Raw genomic sequence first — 18,734 nt, forward strand, 5'->3', positions numbered from 1 at the left:
TATGGCGTGTGTCGCTGGAGAAACGGTTAAGCCGCTGGACGCCGTTGTTCATAAAAACTGCCGCATTATTGCGCAGGATCGGGCGTCTGCGTGCGACCTCTACCACGGATTACCTGCAACTGCCGCTAATGCTGCGCGGATCTTCGCTCCGGGACGAAACTGCTTAACGCATGGTTTACCAAGTCGCGAAGCGGTTCCTTGTTAAGGAACTCTGCGACCTGCCGCGCCCCTAGAGCAGCGTGCGCAGATCCTTGCGCAGGATCTTTCCGACATTGGATTTCGGCAGCGCCTCGACGAAGCGCACCTCTTTCGGGACCTTGTAGGCGGTGAGCTCGCGCCGGCAATGTGCGATGACGTCGGCTTCGTTGATCGCAGTCCCCGGCATTTTGGACGCGAACAGCACGATCGACTCGCCGGTCTTCTGATCGGGCCGGCCGACGCAGGCACATTCGGCAACGCCGGTGCAGGCCGCCGCAATGGCCTCGACCTCGTTGGGATAGACGTTGAAGCCGGACACGATGATCATGTCCTTCTTGCGGTCGACGATTCGCAGATAGCCGCTACCATCAAACACGCCGACATCGCCGGTGCGGAAATAGCCGTCCGCCGTGAACGCCTTCGCGTTGGCCTCGTCCTGCTTCCAATAGCCGCGCATCACCTGCGGCCCGCGGGCGCAGATTTCACCGGCTTCGCCGGGACCTACCTCGACATCGTTCTCGCCGAGCAGCTTGATGTCGGTCGACGGTAACGGCAGGCCCACCGTGCCGGAGAAGCCTTCGCGGGTCATCGGATTGAGGGTCAGCACCGGCGAGGTCTCGGACAGGCCATAGCCTTCGAGGATGTGCTTGCCGGTGAGCCGCTGCCATTGCTCCGAGGTCGTCGGCAGCACCGCGGCGCCGCCGCCGATCGCGACCTTCAGCCGCGAGAAATCGACCTCGCCGATATTCGGCTGTATCAGGAGCCCGGCAAACAGCGTGTTGACGCCGGTGAAGACGGTGGGGCGCGCCTGCTTCAAGGTCTCGACGAACCCCGCCATGTCGCGCGGGTTGGGCACCAGCCAGTTCTCCGCGCCGATCGAGAAGTAGGTGATGAAATTTACCATCAATGCGAAGATGTGGTAGAGCGGCAGCGCCGTAACGACGACTTCCTCGCCCGGCTGCAGGGCATCCAGCATGAACGCCTTGTACTGCTCGGTATTGGCGACGAGGTTGCGATGCGACAGCGCCGCGCCCTTGGAAAGTCCGGTGGTGCCGCCGGTATATTGCAGGAATAATATGTCGTCGCCCGACAGCGGCGGAGAGGACAGCGGCAGCGCCGCGCCGAGTGCCAATGCGTCAGTGAACGCGGTGACGTGCTTGAGCCTGGCATCGACCGGAGGGCTCGGCAGCTGCGCTGGCGTGCCGTCGGCGAGGCCGACACTGATGATCTGTTCAACACCGCTGTCGCCGATGATTTCGGCAAGCGTCGCCGACACGCCGGCGAAGACGATCATGGTCTTCACCCCGGCATCGTGGAGCTGGTGCGCCAGCTCGCGCGGCGTATAGAGCGGGTTGACATTGACCTGGATCGCGCCGGCCCGGATGATGCCGAGCATGGCAAGCGGAAAGGCCGGCAGGTTCGGCAGCATCACCGCAATGCGGTCACCCTTTTTGACGCCGAGCTTGGCTTGCAGGAACGCCGCGAAATTGCGCGACAGGCGGTCGGTATCGGCATAGGTGAGCGTCTGGCCGAAGCAGCGGAACGCGGGTTTGTCGGCATAGCGCGTCATCGCGCCCTCGAGCATGGCACGCACCGATGAAAAGGCGTTCGGATCGATATCGGCGGGGACCCGCGGGCCGTAGCTGGATAGCCAGTGCCTGGTCATGGAAGCTCGGTCCCTTCTTGCTCTCGCGCCCCGCTTGACGTGGCGAGGGGGGCGATTTCGTGTCATATAGTGGTCGACGCATTTAGCCAGCCGGACCTGGGCCTGTCAGTGACCGACGGAGCCATTCTGATGGCCGGGCAAGGCCAATGCCGCGAAGGGGACGTTTCAAGGGATGAGCAAGCGGACCACATCGGCCGTGTGGGTGAGGGGCATGGCGGAGATGCTGGCTGCCGAGGGCCTCGATGTCGCAAAGCTGTTTGCGACGGCCGGCGTCGACCCGGCGCAGATCGAGGGACCGTCCGCACGGCTTGCGACCGAGAAGCTGAGCCATCTCTGGGATCTTGCGGTGGAGCGCTCGCGCAACCCCGCGATTGCGCTCGCCCAGCACCAGGTGGCGCGTCCGGCAAGCTTCGACGTGGTCGGCTACACCATGATGTCCTGCCCGGATCTGCGCTCCGCCTTCGAGCGCCTGATCCGCTATCTGCTCATTCTCTCGGACGCGCTGACGATGACCATGACCGAGGAGGCGGACGGCAGTCGCATCGACTTTGTGCTGTTCGGCGGCGAGCGCCCGATCCCGCGCCAGCGCATCGAATATATCTTCGTCACCGTGGTGAGCTTCTGCCGCTGGATCGTGCGCAGCGAGATTTCGCCGTGCGCGGTCGAACTGGCTTTTCCGGCGCCTGCGGATCTCTTGCCCTACCGCGCCGCGTTTCGCTGCCCCGTGACCTTTGGTGCCGAGCGCAACAGCCTGACATTCTCCCGTGCCGATTTGGATCTCAAGCTGCCGACCTTCAATCCGCAGCTCGCCGAATTGCACGAGCGCTACGCCGGCGAATATCTGCGGCAGTTCGATCACGCCCAGACCAGCTATCGGGTGCGCGAAGCGATCATCCGCAAGCTTCCGGACGGCGAGCCGCGCCGCGACGATGTGGCCTCCGAGCTCCATATGAGCGAACGAACGCTGCAACGACGGCTCGAGGACGAAAAGACCTCGTTCGTGCAGCTCCTGGATGACACCCGCCGCGAGCTTGCGGACCAGTATCTCGGCCGGCTGCATTTGTCACTGGCGCAGGCCGCCTATCTGCTCGGCTTTGCCGACCAGTCGAGCTTCTTCCGCGCCTGCAAACGCTGGTTCAACCTGTCGCCGGGGCAGTACCGGAGTCAATTGCTGCACGGGCCCGTGACGGCGTCGTCGTGACGGGCAGCGCAGGCTTTCGAGGTCGCGGAGAAATGTCAGGTATTTCTCATCTCCGGAGCTCAGGCCAGCGCGTGGCTAGGAACAACGAGCGACACCTCCGAGTTGGTTCCGTCAGGGAGCCGGAATTTCTGCCGCGGCGCCGCATGACCTCACAGCTGAACGTGCCACTGAGCAACCTGCGCGCCGTCGTCATCCTCCTGGTGGTCGCCTTTCATTCGGTGCTGCCCTACCTTGCGTCGCAGCCGGCGCAGCCCTTTGCCTTTGATGCGACACCCTATCGATGGATTGCCTTCCCGATCATCGATCGCGAGCGCTGGTTCGGTTTCGACCTGTTTTGCGCCTGGCAGGACATCAGTTTGATGACGCTGATGTTTTTTCTCGCCGGCCTGTTCGCGCCGATCAGCCTCGCTCGCAAGGGCCCTCTTGCCTATCTCTTCGAGCGAGGGTGGCGCATCGGGCTGCCTTTCGTGCTGGCCGTCGCAACTCTCAGCCCGCTTGCATATTACGCGTCCTATCGGCTGACCGCCGCTGATCCGTCGCTCATCGCCTTCTGGCGGCATTGGCGCGCGCTGCCGATGTGGCCCTCGGGCCCGCAATGGTTTTTGTGGCAGCTGTTCGTGCTCAGCATGCTCGCGGCCGCCCTGTACGGCCTGGCACCGCGATGGCGCGATAGGTTGAGCGACCTGGTCGGGCAACTGAGCGATCGATCGCTTACCTTCTTCGCGGCGCTCGTCGGGCTGTCGGTTCTGGCGTACGTTCCGCTGGCGATGGCCTTTACGCCCTGGGATTGGACCTATCTCGGGCCGTTCTCGTTTCAGCTTTGCCGGCCTTTGCAATACCTGCTCTATTTCTTCGTGGCCTTCGCCATCGGCAGCGACGGCTCGGCGCGAAGCCTGCTGCGCCTCGACGGGCCTCTCGCGCGGAATTGGCTTGCCTGGCTCGCGGCGGCTACGATCTGCTTCTGCATATGGGGCGGCCTGACATCGCTGACCCTGCCGGACTGGAACGCGAGCCCGGTCTCGGACAGGTTGGCGGCGGCGCTGGCTTTTCCGGTTGCCTGCGCGACCGGTGTCCTGGCCTATCTCGCCGTCACATTGCGGCTGCTTCGCATGCGTCATCGCCTGCTTGATAGTCTCGCGGCCAACGCCTACGGCATCTATCTCGTGCATTATGTCTTTGTGCTGTGGCTGCAATATGCGTTGATCGGCACGACACTGAGCGCGTACGCTAAGGTGTTCGTCGTCTTCGCGGCTGCGTTGGCGCTGAGTTGGGCTGCGAGTGCCAGCGGCAAGACGTTCGGCAGGACGGCTGCCAGGGCGCTGGTGCGGGGTCCGGCAACAGTCCAGCACAAAGGGGCGATTGCCGACCAAACACCATGAGGGCCGCTGATGTCTCTGGTCATGACGCTTGCGTCGCGCAATCTCTTCCACGACCGGCTGCGCTTCATCGCCACCCTCGTCGGGATCGTGTTCTCGGTCGTGCTGGTGATGATCCAGATGGGTCTGTTCCTGGGCTTCGGCCGTATGGTCACGACCATGATTGACCATGCCAATGCCGACCTCTGGGTGATTCCGAAGGGCGCGAAATGTTTCGAGGACCCCTCGCTGCTCGACCTCAAGCTGCGTGAGAAGGTTGCGGCGGTGGATGGCGTTGCGTCCGTGGTGCCGCTTGTCATTGGATTTTCGGACTGGCGGCTCGACTCGGGCGAGATGACCCCCGTTTTTGTCATCGGCACCGATTTGAAGGAGGGCGTGCTATCGCCCTGGAACGTCGTCGATGGGGATGTCCACGCGCTCTCGCAGTCGGGCGGGGTGGCCGTGGACCGATCCTATTTCGACCGGCTCGGGATCAAGGGGCTTGGCGCCACCGCCGAGATCCGCGGTCGGCGGGTCAAGGTGGTCGCGCTGACGGACGGCATCCGCTCGTTCACCACCACGCCCTTTGTCTTCGTCGATCTGAAGAACGCGCGGCTCTACACCGGCACGTTTCCCAATCGCGCCAGCGACCTGGTCGCCCGCCTCAAGCCTGATACGGATCGGGCCAAGGCGATCGACGCCGTCCGTGCCCAGGTCGGCGACGCCGAGGTGCTGACCGCGGATGAATTCCGCAGCCGCAGCCGCTCGTTCTGGCTGTTCGGCACCGGTGCCGGGGCGGCGCTGTTTGCGGGGGCTCTGCTCGGGGTGATCGTCGGCACGGTGATTGTTGCGCAAACGCTCTATTCATCGACGAAAGATCATCTGAGCGAGTTTGCCACGCTCCGTGCCATGGGTTCGTCCAACAATTACATCTACAATGTCATCATTTATCAGGCGCTGCTGAATGCGGTGATCGGCTTCGTCCTCGCCGCGGCGATCGGCTATGTGGTGGTGGAGATGACGGCCAAGAGTGCATTACCCATCGTGATCACGCCATGGCTGGTCGCAGCCCTGTTAGCGCTCACGATTGTCATGTGCGTGAGCTCGGGCATCGGGGCCATCATCCGCGTGGTCCGGATCGATCCTGCCACGGTATTCATGCGATGAATGAAATCATCATCGAAGCCAGGGAGCTCCGGAAGACGCTCGGCAGAGGCGCCGGGCAGGTGCAGGCCTTGCGCGGCATCGACCTTTCCTTGCGCAGGGGCGAGCTCACGCTGCTGATGGGCCCGTCCGGCAGCGGCAAGACCACGCTGCTGCTCATTCTGGGCTGCATGCTGGCACCGAGCTCGGGCACGCTCAGCATCTGCGGCACCTCGACGGAGCATGCCGACAAGGAGGCTCTGGCCAAGCTTCGCCGCGACCATTTCGGTTTTGTGTTTCAGTCCTATCATCTGTTTCCGACCCTGACGGCTGCGCAGAATGTCCAGATGGCGCTCGATATCCGCGGCGAACACGGCCGGGCCGCGGCGAAAAGAGCGCGCGCAGCGCTTGGCCTGGTCGGGCTTGAGCAGAAGGCAAGGTCGCGACCGAATGCCTTGAGCGGAGGCGAGCAGCAGAGGGTTGCGATTGCGCGCGCCATTGTCGCCAACCCGTCCGTCATCCTCGCCGACGAACCGACCTCGGCGCTCGATGGCGACAATGGCCGTACGATCATGCGTATTCTCGCGGAGACCGCACATGAACGCGACCGGGCGGTGCTGGTCGTCACCCACGATCCCCGTATCATTCCGTTCGCCGACCGGATCATCGAGATCGAGGACGGCCTGTTGGTGAATGAGAAATCGGACGGGCCCGAGCAACTGCGAGTGCCAAAAGCGGCGGCGCTCAGGCCTTGAACCATCTTGACCCATAAAGGCCGAGAATGAGCGTCCGCGGCGAACTCGTGCGGCTTGGCCTGCGCACCGTCATGAAGCGCCGGGACGGAGATTTCAGCGTAGCGGCGTGGCGTGACAGGATGCGCAGCATGGAGAGATGGGTGCCGCGCCCGCCGCGCAGCACCGAGACCCGGCTGGTCGAGGCCGGCCGGCTCCGCTTTCACCGGATCACGACGCCGGCCTCGCATCCAGGCCGCCACGTGCTCTATCTGCACGGCGGCGGTTACGTTTCAGGAGCGCCGGTCTACTATCGGCATTTCACCTGGCGCATTGCAAACGCCGCAAAAGCCCATATCTGGGCGCTCGAATATCCACTGGCGCCGGAAAATCCCTTTCCGGTGGCGCTGGGCGATGCCGTCGCTGCATATGACTGGCTCGCCGACCAGCCGGCCGTCCGTGAGCTGTTCGTCATGGGAGATTCGGCCGGAGGGGGCCTTATTCTCTGCCTGTTGCTCAGACTGCGCGATGGGGGCACTCCATTGCCGCGCGCCGCCGTTTCCATGTCGCCCTGGACCGATCTCGCCCTGACCGGCGCCTCGCTGACGGAAAATGCTGCGTCGGATCCCATGCTCACAGCTCGGGATCTGCCGAGCCTCGCGCGCTGCTATCTCGCCGGCGCTGATCCGCGACATCCTTATGCCTCGCCGCTTTACGGCGACACATCAGGATTACCGCCGGTGCTGATCCAGGTCGGCAGCGACGAGATCCTGCTCGACGATGCCGTACGCATGGCGGAGAAGTTGAGGCAGCACAACGCGCAAAGCCGGCTCGAAGTCTGGCCGCGCATGCCGCATGGCTTCCAGCTCTTCGTCCCGGTGTTGCCGGAAGCACATCAGGCAATTGCACGGATCGGCCGGTTCCTGGCAGAGGCGCCGTCTGCCGTGACATAAGCCAGGGTGCCGGACGAAGTCGCGTTGGGCTACGCGACCGTCACCGCGCGCGATCCTGGCCGATCCGTTCGAACTGAGCCTTCTGCTCATCGCCCAGGCTGGCGTAAAGGTCTTCCAGGGGAAGAATCACCAGGTTGATGGCCTGTTGCAGGGCATCAAGCCGACGATCCACAGCGGCCAGGCGATCGGATGGCGTGTTCGCGTCCGTCGGCCGACATTCATAGCTCAGAAGATCGACGGCGTCGGCGTTTGCGCGCTGGAGCCGGTCAAGCGGCTCGCGCTGGGCTTCCGTCGGGTGAAGCCTGCTCTCAATCTCGCCGGCCGGCCATTGCAACGCAGCTGATCCGGATGCGTCGCATCCCCGGGCTGGCGCCGCAATTTCGGCAGTTGCGGCCGCCAGCTTGGGTTGATTGCGGGCGAGCGCGTTGAGGCGCGCTTTTTGGTCGTCATGCAGCAGGTCATAGAACTCCTGCAGCGGTGGTTCGAGAGAGGTGACGGCCTTGAGGAGGGCCGCAACGCGCTGTTGCATGAGGGCCAATCGCGCAGGTGCAGTTGAAGCGGCCTGTGTTGGACAAGACGCCTGAATGCTCTGCGCAGCCGAGTTGGATGCGTCGGCAAGACGGTCCAGCACGGCGCGCTGTTCATCGCTCGGCTGAATCGCCTGCTGGATTCGGCTGATAGCGAGGGCGGCAATTTCGTGCTCGGCTGCACCGCAGAATTGCTGTAGCGGCGGAATCTTCCGCCCTGTTCGGGCGCCTGAGTTCGGCGTCATATAGGCCGCCAACTCGTCATAGCCGTAAGGCCCGAAGAGTCCAGCATAGACATCAGGGTAGCCGTAGTCCCAGAAACCTGTGCCATCAGCAAAGATGGTGTAGCCATAAATATCATTAGCGGCGAACGGCCAGAACAGCGGTCCGACCCAGCCATATCCGCCGTGGCCATGCGACCACCATCCGACTGTCGCGCTTTGGCCGCGATGCCAGAAGGCAAGCGCGGCATCTGCGGCGATCTGCCGGCGTGAATCGGGGGCGGTGAACAGGCTCCCGACAGCGAGCTTCTCTTCGCCAGCGCGCTCATTCGTCGGCGCAACGGCGTCTTGCGAGGGCGCGGCAACGTGCTCGATCCGATGGACGCGCGCATGGCGGTGGTGCACACGACCGCGAACGAACAATCCGCCTGCAAACAGACGCGTGAACCCGGCGAGTGGACCGAGGCCAAGGTGCCGACGTGCATCTGCAGCGCCAGAGAGGGCGCTCACCAGCAGGACGGCGACAATTGCTGTGCCAATCTTCGACACGGCACCTCCCGTGCCAGGCCTTCGTGGCGTCACTTAGGACGCGTGGCAGGATCGAAAGTTCCAGGTGGCAGCGATCGGATCAATTCGTCGCGGTCAAGATCGGCCGCAATGCGCTGGAGTGCAAGGGCAGACGCGCATTCACCGGCGTCGCTGACATAGATCAAGCCTGGTCCAATCGGGCGCATTAGGAAGAGCGGCGCAAGCTGCCTCGCGCGCAGGAGCATTCTATGGCCAAGCGTATCGCAATCATCCAGGGCCATCCGGATCCGGCCGGCCATCACCTGCTGAACGCGATGGCCGACGCCTATGCCGAAACAGCGGTCTCGTCGGGACATCAGGTCCGGCGCATTGAGGTGGCGAAGCTTGAGTTTCCTCTGTTGCGCACGCAACAGGACTTTGAGACCGGCGCGTTGCCGGCGGACCTGGTACAGCCGCGTGATGACATGCGCTGGGCAGAGCACTGGGTGTTCTTGTTTCCCCTGTGGCACGGAACCATGCCGGCGCTCTTCAAGGGATTTCTCGAACATATTTTCCGGCCGGGCTTTGCCATGGAATACAGGGAAAAGGCGTTCCCCCAGCGCCTGCTCGCGGGGCGCTCGGCTCGTATCGTTGTGACCATGGGGATGCCCACGCTGCTCTATCGCTGGTACTTCGGCGCCTTTGGGGTGCGCGGATTCGAGCGCAGCATGCTGGCCTTCGCCGGAATCAAGCCGATCCGGGAGAACCTCTACGGGCTGACCTTCGCTGACGAGAAAAAGCGCGCGAGATGGATCGAAGACATGCGCAAATGCGCCGCGCGTGGCAACTGAGCGCCGGCCGCTGAGCGCTTCAACCGAGTGCAGTCGCCGGCATTTGCGCAATTTGATCTTTCCAATCCACAGCGGCCTCGAACCGTGCTACTCGCGTTGCGAGGTGCCCAAGCGACAGAGCAATCGCGGGGCGGAGGGAGCGTGGGGGCATGCCGGACCAATACTGCGATGTCCTGATCGTCGGCGCAGGGATCGCCGGGATTGCGACCGCGCTCGATCTGCTGGATGGCGGCAAGACCATTACGCTGCTCGACCGGGACGAGGAGGCGGCCTTCGGCGGGCTGGCGCGCGAGAGTTTTGGCGGGATGTTCTTTGTCGATTCGCCGGAGCAGAGACGCCAGGGCATCCGGGATTCGCAAGATCTCGCGCTGCGCGACTGGCTGAGCTTTGCGGAGTTCGGCGAGGAGGAGCGTTTGCCGCGCGCCTGGGCCGCGGCCTATGTCGAGCGCTGCACCGCCGACATCCACCATTGGGTGCGGCGTTTCGGGGTGAGCTTCCTGCCGGTGGTGAACTGGGTCGAGCGCGGCGAGTTCGTGCCCGGCAACTCGGTGCCGCGCTTTCATGTGGCCTGGGGCACCGGCAAGGGCATCACGGACGCGCTGATAGGCGGCTTGAGGGCGCATCCGAACGCGGGGCGATTGACCTTGCGCTTCAATCACCGTGTGGATCAGATCACGCGAGCCGGCGGGCGCGTGAGCGGTGCGGCGGGGATCGATGAGACAACCGGCGCGCCGTTCGAGGTTGCGGCCGAGCAGGTGGTCGTTGCCGCCGGCGGCATCAATGGCGGCGACCTCGCGCGGGTCAGGCAGAACTGGCATTCCGATTGGGGGAGCCCGCCGGAGGTGCTGTTGAACGGCTCGCATCGCTTCGCCGATGGGCGGCTGCATGATGCGACGGCGGCACTCGGGGGCGTGCTCACGCACCTCGACCGGATGTGGAATTACGCCGCCGGCGTGCACCACCCGCGGCCGCGCAAGGAAAATCACGGGCTGTCGCTGGTGCCGCCACGCTCGGCGCTCTGGCTCAACTGGAAGGGCGAGCGGATCGGGCCGCAGCCGCTGGTCTCGGGCTTTGACACGCGCAGGCTGGTGAGAGACATCTGCGGCCAGGGGCGGCAATATTCCTGGCAGCTGATGAACCGCAAGATTGCGCTCAAGGAGCTTGCGATCTCGGGCGCCGAGTTCAACCCGTCGATCCGGGAGAAGAACAAGCTCGGGTTTGCGCGCGACATCCTGCTCGGCAACAAATGGCTGGTGAAGGAGATGCTCGATCACTGCCAGGACTTTGTCACCGCCAATTCCCTGCCCGAGCTGGTCGAGAAGATGAACGCGCTGCAGGGCGACCAGGCGGTCGAGCTTGAGGCGGTCCAGGATGCGGTCGCCTCCTATGACGCCACGATCGCGCGGGGCAAAAGCCTGATGAATGACGAGCAGCTGCGCCGCATCGCGTACTTGCGGAATTATCGCGGCGACCGTATCCGTCTATGCAAGTTCCAGCCGATCGGGGATACCAAGGCATTGCCGCTGATCGCGGTTCGTGAATTCATCATCAGCCGCAAGAGCCTCGGCGGCATCATGACGGATTTGCACTCGCGGGTGCTTGATTCTGCCGGACAGCCGATTGCAGGCCTTTATGCGGTCGGCGAGGCCGCGGGCTTCGGCGGCGGCGGCATGCATGGCCTGCGGGCGCTGGAGGGCACGTTTCTCGGCGGCTGCATCTTCTCCGGCCGACGGGCGGCGGCGGCGATCTGTGGCCGCGATCTTTGAACGGATAGGGGACCACCCATGAAACGGACAGGCGCCTGGCTCACCGTCTATGCGCTGGAGCAGATCGGCGCGCGCTTCACCTTCGGCATTCCCGGCGTGCACACGACCGAGCTTTATGATGCGCTCAACAGCTCCAACCGCATCACCCAGGTGCTGGTCACCCATGAGGGCGGCGCGTCCTTCATGGCGGATGCGGTCGGCCGGCTGTCCGATTCCATCGGCGTCCTGACGGTGGTGCCGGCCGCAGGGCTCACACATGCGGCCAGCGGCATTGGCGAGGCCTTTCTTGACGGTGTGCCGATGCTGGTGATTTCCGGCGGACCGCGCACCGACACGGAGCACCGCTATCAGCTGCACCAGATGGACACCCACAAATTCATGAGTGGACTGACCAAGGCGACGTTTCGTGTGGTCAGCCATGAGGAGGTGGTGCCGACGCTGTTCAAGGCCTATGAGATCGCGACCTCGGGCGAGCCGGGGCCGGTGTTCGTCGAGCTGCCGGTCAATATCCTGCTGATGACCGACGAGGTCAGCGATCTCCCGCAGTTTCAGCCGGCAAAGCTGCCGACGCTCGAGGCGGGCGCGGAGATCGCGCGTGCGGCCGATTTGCTGCTCGCTGCAAAACGCCCCGGCATCTTCGCCGGCTGGGGCACGCGCGATGCGACGGCCGAGCTTGTCAAGCTTGCGGATTATCTGCAGGCGCCGGTGGCGACGACGCTGCAGGGACTGTCCGTGTTTCCCGGCAATCATCCGCTGCACACCGGGTTCGGCTTTGGCGCCTCGGCGGTGCCGGCGGCCCAGAACGCGTTCAAGGATTGCGATTGCATGGTCGCGATCGGCACCCGCTTTGCCGAGATCGCTACCGGCAGCTATGGCGCCAGCGTGCCGGACAATCTCATCCACATCGACATCAACCCCGCCGTGTTCAACGCCAATTATCCGGCCAAGGTTGCCATTGCCGGCGATGCCGGGGCTGCGCTGAAGCAGCTGCTCGCCGGCCTGGAAGCAAAGGCGCCGCGGCGGCCGCCGAACGAGGCGCTGCGCGGCCAGATAGAAAAGGACAAGGCCGCCTACCGCGAGAGCTGGTACCGCAATGATGCGAACGGCATCGTCAATCCGGTCCGCTTCTTCGATGAGCTGCGGCGCCAGACGCCCGACGATGGCATCCTCGCCGTCGACGACGGCAACCACACCTTCCTGACTGCCGAGCTGATGCCGATCCACGCGCCCAAGAGCGTGATCCTGCCGACCGACTTCAACTGCATGGGCTACGCGGTGCCGGCGGCGATCGGCGCCAAGCTCGCCTTTCCCGACCGCAGCGTGCAGGCGATCGTCGGCGACGGCGCCTTCATGATGACCTGCATGGAGATCCTGACGGCCGCAAGCAACAATCTCGGCGTCGTCTATTATGTTTTCAACGATGGCGAGCTTGCCCAGATCGCCCAGGCGCAATCGATTCCCTATGGCCGCAAGCCCGCCACGACCATCGGCAAGCTCAACATCGAAGGCGTCGCGCTGGCAACCGGCGCGGCCTTTGTCGCCATGAACGACAACGGCGAGATCGCGGAGGCCATCAGCAGCGCCCGCAGCATCGCCGCTACCGGCCGGCCGGTGATCGTCGCGGTGAAGATCGACTATTCCAGGAAGACGGCCTTTACGCTCGGCGCGGTGAAGACCAATTTCGGCCGCTTCCCGCTCAATGAAAAGCTGCGCTTCCTCGCCCGCGCCGCCGTGCGCCATGTGACGGGGTAGCGCGTCAGGCCCCGCTGCAGTCAAATCTCAACATCACGTATCGAGACATTGCATGCAAAGGATAAGTCGACGCACCGCATTGCTCGGTCTTGCGCTGCTTCCGGCGCTTGGCGATGCCGCGGCGGCTGCCACAGACCAGCTCATCGTCAGGACGGATGAAGGCGATATGACGATGTCGCGGGTCGGCGCGGACGGAACGGCCCGACGCTCGGCCGTGCTGCTGTTGCATGGCGCGCGCGGCATCGAAATGAAGCCCGCCGCCTATGAGCGCCACGCAAATTCGCTAAAGGCCGCGGGGATTGACTGCTATCTCGTCCGTTACCTCTCCGAAGCTGACGTCCGCATCTTTGCAAATGGGACCAAGCAGGAGCGGGAGGCGCATGACACTGCGCGGTACGACGACTGGGTCAGGCGAATTTCGGCGGCGGTCAGCGCGGTGTTGGCGCGTCCCGACAGTTCCGGCCGCATTGGTCTGCTCGGCTTTTCGCTCGGCGGTTATGTCGCCGCGGCCACAGCGCTCCGCGATGAGCGGGTTGCGGCACTCGCCGTGCTCTATGGCGGGCTGCCGGACCTGATGGCAAGCGAGGTCAAGCACTTGCCGCCGCTGCTTGAACTGCATGGTGAGGCGGACAGCAACGTTCCCTTGCGTGAGGGCGAAAGGCTGGTGCGCCTCGCCAAGGCCGCCGGCGGCGAGGCCGAGCAGGTCATCTATCCCGGCAAGACGCACGGCTTTGATTTTTCCGATACTGATCCTGCGACATCAGATGCCATCGGAAGGGTGACGCGCTTCTTCGCCGCGCATCTTGGGAGCGGCTGAGCGAGCGCCATCTGGTCCAGCGGGTTCCACACCTTGCGCCGATGGGTTCGCATCCCATCTTCCGGGCGCAACCAGGCGGGAGCGATGCATGGCGCAGCCTGTCGATTTCGCAAGCGAGGCATTTTTCCGCGATCCAGGTGCTGCGGTGGCGCGCTTGCGCGCGCTCGGGCCCTTCGTCGCCACCACTTTTCCGGTCATGGGGCGGGTCTGGGTCACCACGACCTACGAGGCCACCGCGCGCGTCCTGAAGGATTCGGAGCATTTCACCCTGCGCAAGGAGGACGGCACGGTGGCCGGCTTGCGCTGGTGGATGCCTTCAACCGTGACCGTGCTTGCCAACAACATGCTCACGACGGACGAGCCTGACCACACGCGTCTGCGCGGCCTCGTCGATGAGGCGTTCCGCCGCCACGCCGTGCTCGACATGGAGCCGCGCATTCGCGCCATCGCCGATGGTCTTGCGGACGAGCTGTTCGCGGATGGCGAGCCGGCCGATCTCGTCCTGCGCTTTGCGCGTATCCTGCCCTTGTCGGTGATCTGCGAGCTTTTGGGCCTGCCGCAGGCGGACCGGCCGCAATTCATATCCTGGGCCAACGCGATGGGCCGCCTCACGGGACCGATCAGCTTCTTCACCATGATAGGCGTGGTGAGAAAGATGCGCCGCTATTTCGAGGCGCGGCTTGACCAGGCACGCAGGCGCGGCGGCGAAGGCCTGATCGCAGAGCTCGTGCGGGTCGAGAGCGAAGGGCTGCGCATCAGCGGCGATGAGATGGTGGCGATGCTGTTCCTGCTCCTGATCGCGGGTTCGGAGACCACCACCCATCTGATCAGCGGCGCGACATTCGAGCTATTGCAGGATCCGGCGCAGCGCTCCAGGCTCACCTCCGACTGGGGCGGGCTCAGTCTCGCCATCGAGGAATTCCTGCGCTTCGTCGCGCCGGTGCAATTTTCAAAGCCGCGCTATGCGCGCGAGGATCTCGTGCTCGACGGCGTCAGCTTGAAAAAGGGCGACCGGGTGATGGCAATGATCGTTGCGGCCAATCTGGATCCGTCGGCCAATGATCACTCCGAGAAGCTCGACCTCGCACGCCGGCCGAACCGGCATCTCGCATTCGGCACCGGAATCCATTTCTGCCTCGGTCATCAGCTCGCCCGGATCGAGGCGGGCTGCGGTCTGCAGGCCCTGTTCACGCGATGGCCGCGATTGCAGCTCGCCGTGAAGCCGGCCGATGTGCGCTGGCGCCGTCGCCCGGGCCTGCGCTCGCTCGACAAGCTGCCGGTCACGGCGGGATTCTGATCGCGCGTGCTACTTCTTCTTGGTCGACGTCGGGTTGGATGGAGTTTTCGTCGTGGTCGATGGCGTGGCGTTGGCCGTCACGCCCTTGGTCGGCGGGACGACGGGATTGGGATGTGTGGTCGCGCCGCCGACATGGTTGGTCGGCTTGGTCGGGCCGCCGACACTGCTTTGAGCAAGCGCGGGCGAGGCGAGGAGGGCGGCAATTGCGACGGCAAGGGACAGGCGGGTCCTGCTGGTCATTCGGCGCTCGCTGTTCAGTTAAGGCAACGCATCAGGTAATCGGCGATGCCCGTGACGGATCAATGCTGCCGCGCACTATGCGACGTCGACGCCGCCCAGGCAATGCGAAGCATTTGAAGAGGCCCGCCTTGAAATCGTCGCCGCCCGGAGCTAAGCGCGCTGCCTTATGACCTCCAATATTGAGCCCCTGGCGCGCGAAATGTCGGCGCGGATCTGCAGGCGGGAAGGGATGCCCGAGCCTGAGATTGCCCGCTGGGTTGACCTGCACTGGCCCTGTGCGGCGGCCATGCTGGAGGCCGGCTTGATGAACGAGCGGGGCGAATGGCTCGATGGCAAGGACCTTGTCCAGGGCTTTGCCGCCTATCGCGAGCGGCTCGAAAGCCTGTCAAAATAGGGGTTTTGCGCGCGCCTGCGAATCTGTCTAAAGACGCTTGGAGGCACGCTGCAGCGCGTGAAAGGTGCAAAAATGCCTGCAGGAGCGTGTTTTCTCGGCCTTGATGAACAAAAAAGGCTGAAAACCCCGGAAAAATCCAACATTTTCGCGCAGAAGACTCTAGGTTTTTGCCGGTTCGTTTAATATCGCCATCGGACGAATCAGAGGAGACACAATGGCTACCCAACTGTCCAAATCGCAGCTGCTCGAGAAGATCTCGACTGCAACCGAACTTTCCAAGCGCGACGTGAAGAACGTCCTGGATACCATGGTCGATGTCGGCCACAAGGAACTGAAGAAGAACGGCGTCTTCCTGGTGCCGGGCTTCGCGAAGTTCGTGGTGGTCAAGAAGCCGGCCACCAAGGCGCGCAAGGGCACCAACCCCTTCACCGGCGAGGAGATGATGTTCAAGGCCAAGCCGGCACGCAAGATCGTGCGCGCAAGGCCGGTGAAGGCCGCGAAGGACGCCGTCTAAAATCGTCCAAGAATAAAGGCCCCCGCTCGCCGGGGGCCTTTGCTTTTGGGGCGGCGGCATTTCCCTTTTCGCCAGGCGTCGCCGCCCACCGCCCCTTGATTTCGGGCATGCCGGCTTAGAGTCGCAAGAGGGACGGCTCGAGCAGGGGATCAAGAGCTAAGGAGAAAAACGCAACGCACAGAGAGCAGCCTTTGCAGCGCCGACAAAAGGAAATGCTGATGCCGATCGAGGCAAGAAGCTCATTATTGGCGGGGTATCTCTCGGCGATGCTCAACGCGAACGTCAATGCCAACATTACTCCGCGCTCCCGACTGCTACTGTTCGATTCCGTTGCTGCGCCGGAGTACACGCTCGACCTGGAGGCTGTCGAGTTCAGCCTGGGGACGGTCTATTTCGATATCCCTTTTGACAAGGCCCACGGCCAGGGTGAGAGCGGGAGCTCGGGTCGTCACCAACGCACTGCTGCGCCGACCAAAGTACGTCCCTTAGTGCCTTTGTAAGCTGTTGGAATCTCACAACCCGAATTCCATGCGAATTGGCGAAATCGGAGGATGCCCGGCAAAGTACGTCCCCTAATTCAAACCCTCCAGAACGAAGTCGGGAAGGACCGTTCACTCCAGGGTCAAGCGCCATCCACGTAATCCCGTGACGCGGCATAACGTAAACGTTATCAATAACTTATCCGGCGGCCGCGCGAGGAGTTAACGATAAAACAGGGGAGGTGGTTGAGGCTTTCTCCGAATGGCACCATATTTCGAAGATGTCGAAGAGTGCGTTCAAGAACCTGACTGCGGCCGTGACCACGATCAACACGCCGATGCCCTTCCGCATCGACGAAGACACTTTGCTGGCATGTCTGAAAGGCCAAAATTTCGAACGAAAATGGCGCGTGTACGTGCAGGCGTTGTTTGATGAGGTCGATGTTTCCGTGATTCACAATCTCGTCTTGGATCATTTCGTGTCGTTCGACGATCTATTGAAGGCAATCGACACCTGGCAGGTCACGGAGTCCGAGAATGAAAGATGGATCAGGGAGATGGCTTCCTTCGAGGTGGGAAGATCTCATGCAGAAAGCGCTGATCGCACTTGATAGTGTGGAGGGCGGGCCCGGATCCTGGACGTTCGGTGGCGGCACTGCCTTGGCGCAGATCCTGGGTCATCGGATCAGCTACGACATTGATATTTTCTTGGATTCAAGCACTGTCTTGAAGAAACTCGCGCCCAATATCAACCCGGTGACGAAGTCGCTTTGCGATACGTGGCAATGGCCAGGCAAGTATCTGAAACTCATTCTGGGCGACGTTGGTGAGATCGATTTTCTGAACGCCCCATCGTACATCGACAATCCAACGTATCAAATGAAGTTTCGCGACCGCTCCATTGCTGCGGAGCGGTCTGCAGAAATCGCGACCAAAAAATTAGTCTATCGAGCATCGACGTACACGGCGCGCGACGCCTTCGATCTTGCCGCGATCTACTTGTACGATCGTTCGGCTCTAGGGGAGATTGCACAATGTCCGGCAGTCACCGATCACGTCGTGTCGTCCGCGCTAAACAGGTTGAATCTTGCGAAGCGCCAGTATCAGTCGGAAATGAGAAACCTTATTAACTCAACTTCGCGGGGCGAGGAATTCATCGACAGATCCTGCGAACTTGCACTGGAAGCTCTCGCGGAGATTCGGAATCTGATCCCAAAAAATGAAGCCGAACCGAACAACGGGATGCAGTGTAGTTGAAATCAGGTGCCTCGACGACCAACTTTGCCCCCGCCGCCGGGGGGCGTGCGGCGCCGGGCATAGTTCGTCCCCTAGTTCTTCGGCAAATAGTTGAAATCGCACTGGACGAATGCTGCATTTCGGCCTGCCAACTGACCTTTGCCAATCAAAGGATGTCCCCGAAATTGGCTTCCGCGGCTAAGGGCAGCGCCGCTCTGCAGCACGTCATCGAAGATCGGCTCCGCCGCCGCGGAATCCACGGACAAGTGGCAACCGACGCATTTGGCTGCGGGTATCAGATAGTCCGATCAGAAACAAAGACCCCGCCGTCGCCGGCGGGGCTTGATGTGCTTCAGGCTAGGGGACCTACTTTGCCCCGATTAGGGGACGAACTTGTAGGGACGCACTTTGCCTACGGCTGCATTGCCCTTGAGTCGACGCGCACTATCACGATCGACGAGTTCGTTGACTAGGCCGAGATCGACCCCGCGCTACCTGATCCGGCCTTATTACCTGCGGCCCGACGGCAAGGTCGGCTACGGCGCCTTCGCGGTGATCCGCGAGAACATCAAGGAAATGGTCGCGATCGGCAGGGTCGCTGCTGACCAACTGCGAGCACATCATCGCACTCGAGCCGCTGGACGAGGGGGTGATCGGTACGCTGCTGCGGTACCCGTACAAGGTGCGCAGTCGTCGACCAGAAGTCCGTCGGTTCGGGCCCGAGAAGTTCGAGGACGACTGCGAGAAGCCGCGCTGGTCAATCTCAGCAACCGCAAGCGAAGCGGCAAGCCAGGAGCAGTGGTATCGTGCGGTATTTGATCTGCAGCGCCAAGCAGTCGCGAGCCAACCAGTTTAGCCTCTCCCGTTTAATAAACATCCAGCAGGT

Annotated in this window: 18 protein-coding genes and 1 pseudogene; 16 read left to right on the plus strand and 3 right to left on the minus strand. The window is 63.0% G+C overall.

Going from position 1 to position 18,734, the window contains the following annotated elements:
• Window positions 1-229: 229 nt before the first annotated feature.
• Window positions 230-1,864: an AMP-binding protein gene (locus tag VFB05_RS29580; RefSeq protein WP_325019233.1), complete on the minus strand. Its 1,635-nt coding sequence runs from the start codon at window positions 1,862-1,864 to the stop codon at window positions 230-232.
• A gap of 172 nt (window positions 1,865-2,036) precedes the next feature.
• Here VFB05_RS29580 and VFB05_RS29585 point away from each other — a divergent pair, with 172 nt between their 5' ends.
• From VFB05_RS29585 to VFB05_RS29605, 5 genes are all read left to right on the plus strand, one after another.
• The gene (locus VFB05_RS29585) at window positions 2,037-3,065 is read left to right on the plus strand and encodes an AraC family transcriptional regulator (RefSeq protein WP_325019234.1); all 1,029 of its coding nucleotides are present in this window, start codon (window positions 2,037-2,039) and stop codon (window positions 3,063-3,065) included.
• A 143-nt stretch (window positions 3,066-3,208) separates the two neighbouring features.
• Window positions 3,209-4,444, plus strand: coding sequence for an acyltransferase (locus VFB05_RS29590; protein ID WP_325019236.1), 1,236 nt, complete (start codon window positions 3,209-3,211; stop codon window positions 4,442-4,444).
• 9 nt (window positions 4,445-4,453) lie between these two features.
• The gene (locus tag VFB05_RS29595) at window positions 4,454-5,587 is read left to right on the plus strand and encodes an ABC transporter permease (protein WP_325019239.1); all 1,134 of its coding nucleotides are present in this window, start codon (window positions 4,454-4,456) and stop codon (window positions 5,585-5,587) included.
• Window positions 5,584-6,318, plus strand: coding sequence for an ABC transporter ATP-binding protein (locus tag VFB05_RS29600; RefSeq protein ID WP_325019241.1), 735 nt, complete (start codon window positions 5,584-5,586; stop codon window positions 6,316-6,318). The genes VFB05_RS29595 and VFB05_RS29600 overlap by 4 nt, the downstream gene beginning before the upstream one ends.
• Window positions 6,319-6,344: 26 nt before the next feature.
• Window positions 6,345-7,247 carry an alpha/beta hydrolase gene (locus tag VFB05_RS29605; protein ID WP_325019243.1) on the plus strand — a complete coding sequence of 301 codons (903 nt, stop codon included), beginning with the start codon at window positions 6,345-6,347 and terminating at the stop codon, window positions 7,245-7,247.
• Window positions 7,248-7,287: 40 nt separating this feature from the next.
• Here VFB05_RS29605 and VFB05_RS29610 read toward each other — a convergent pair whose 3' ends face one another.
• Window positions 7,288-8,544 carry a Spy/CpxP family protein refolding chaperone gene (locus VFB05_RS29610; RefSeq protein WP_325019245.1) on the minus strand — a complete coding sequence of 419 codons (1,257 nt, stop codon included), beginning with the start codon at window positions 8,542-8,544 and terminating at the stop codon, window positions 7,288-7,290.
• Window positions 8,545-8,771: 227 nt separating this feature from the next.
• Between VFB05_RS29610 and VFB05_RS29615 the strand changes: the two genes are divergently transcribed.
• The 5 genes from VFB05_RS29615 (at window position 8,772) to VFB05_RS29635 (ending at window position 14,985) form a co-directional block, all read left to right on the plus strand.
• Window positions 8,772-9,353, plus strand: coding sequence for an NAD(P)H-dependent oxidoreductase (locus tag VFB05_RS29615; protein WP_325019247.1), 582 nt, complete (start codon window positions 8,772-8,774; stop codon window positions 9,351-9,353).
• 149 nt (window positions 9,354-9,502) lie between these two features.
• A complete protein-coding gene (locus VFB05_RS29620; protein WP_325019249.1) occupies window positions 9,503-11,119 on the plus strand; it encodes an FAD-binding dehydrogenase in 1,617 nt (538 codons plus the stop codon).
• 18 nt (window positions 11,120-11,137) lie between these two features.
• Entirely contained in the window at window positions 11,138-12,871 is a 1,734-nt protein-coding gene (locus VFB05_RS29625; RefSeq protein ID WP_325019251.1) for a thiamine pyrophosphate-binding protein, read from the plus strand.
• Window positions 12,872-12,923: 52 nt separating this feature from the next.
• Window positions 12,924-13,688 (plus strand): dienelactone hydrolase family protein, encoded by a 765-nt coding sequence (locus tag VFB05_RS29630; protein WP_325019253.1) that lies wholly within the window; start codon window positions 12,924-12,926, stop codon window positions 13,686-13,688.
• An 88-nt stretch (window positions 13,689-13,776) separates the two neighbouring features.
• Window positions 13,777-14,985: a cytochrome P450 gene (locus tag VFB05_RS29635; protein WP_325019255.1), complete on the plus strand. Its 1,209-nt coding sequence runs from the start codon at window positions 13,777-13,779 to the stop codon at window positions 14,983-14,985.
• A gap of 9 nt (window positions 14,986-14,994) precedes the next feature.
• On the opposite strand, the gene VFB05_RS29640 is transcribed toward VFB05_RS29635, so the two are convergent.
• A complete protein-coding gene (locus VFB05_RS29640; RefSeq protein ID WP_325019257.1) occupies window positions 14,995-15,225 on the minus strand; it encodes a hypothetical protein in 231 nt (76 codons plus the stop codon).
• A gap of 229 nt (window positions 15,226-15,454) precedes the next feature.
• Between VFB05_RS29640 and VFB05_RS29645 the strand changes: the two genes are divergently transcribed.
• From VFB05_RS29645 to VFB05_RS29670, 6 genes and pseudogenes are all read left to right on the plus strand, one after another.
• Window positions 15,455-15,619, plus strand: coding sequence for a hypothetical protein (locus tag VFB05_RS29645; protein WP_325019259.1), 165 nt, complete (start codon window positions 15,455-15,457; stop codon window positions 15,617-15,619).
• A gap of 214 nt (window positions 15,620-15,833) precedes the next feature.
• Window positions 15,834-16,133: an HU family DNA-binding protein gene (locus VFB05_RS29650; protein ID WP_325019261.1), complete on the plus strand. Its 300-nt coding sequence runs from the start codon at window positions 15,834-15,836 to the stop codon at window positions 16,131-16,133.
• A 218-nt stretch (window positions 16,134-16,351) separates the two neighbouring features.
• Complete coding sequence (locus VFB05_RS29655; protein ID WP_325019263.1) at window positions 16,352-16,633, plus strand: hypothetical protein; 282 nt, start codon at window positions 16,352-16,354, stop codon at window positions 16,631-16,633.
• Between the two features lie 221 nt (window positions 16,634-16,854).
• Entirely contained in the window at window positions 16,855-17,223 is a 369-nt protein-coding gene (locus tag VFB05_RS29660) for a hypothetical protein (protein ID WP_325019265.1), read from the plus strand.
• Window positions 17,198-17,869 (plus strand): nucleotidyl transferase AbiEii/AbiGii toxin family protein, encoded by a 672-nt coding sequence (locus VFB05_RS29665; RefSeq protein WP_325019267.1) that lies wholly within the window; start codon window positions 17,198-17,200, stop codon window positions 17,867-17,869. Before VFB05_RS29660 ends, VFB05_RS29665 begins: the two co-directional genes overlap by 26 nt.
• Before the next feature lie 401 nt (window positions 17,870-18,270).
• Window positions 18,271-18,539 (plus strand): annotated as a pseudogene (locus VFB05_RS29670) (Ku protein); the annotation flags it as partial.
• Between the last annotated feature and the right edge of the window lie 195 nt (window positions 18,540-18,734).

It is taken from the genome of Bradyrhizobium sp. (assembly GCF_035652035.1).
Classification (GTDB): Bacteria; Pseudomonadota; Alphaproteobacteria; order Rhizobiales; family Xanthobacteraceae; genus Bradyrhizobium.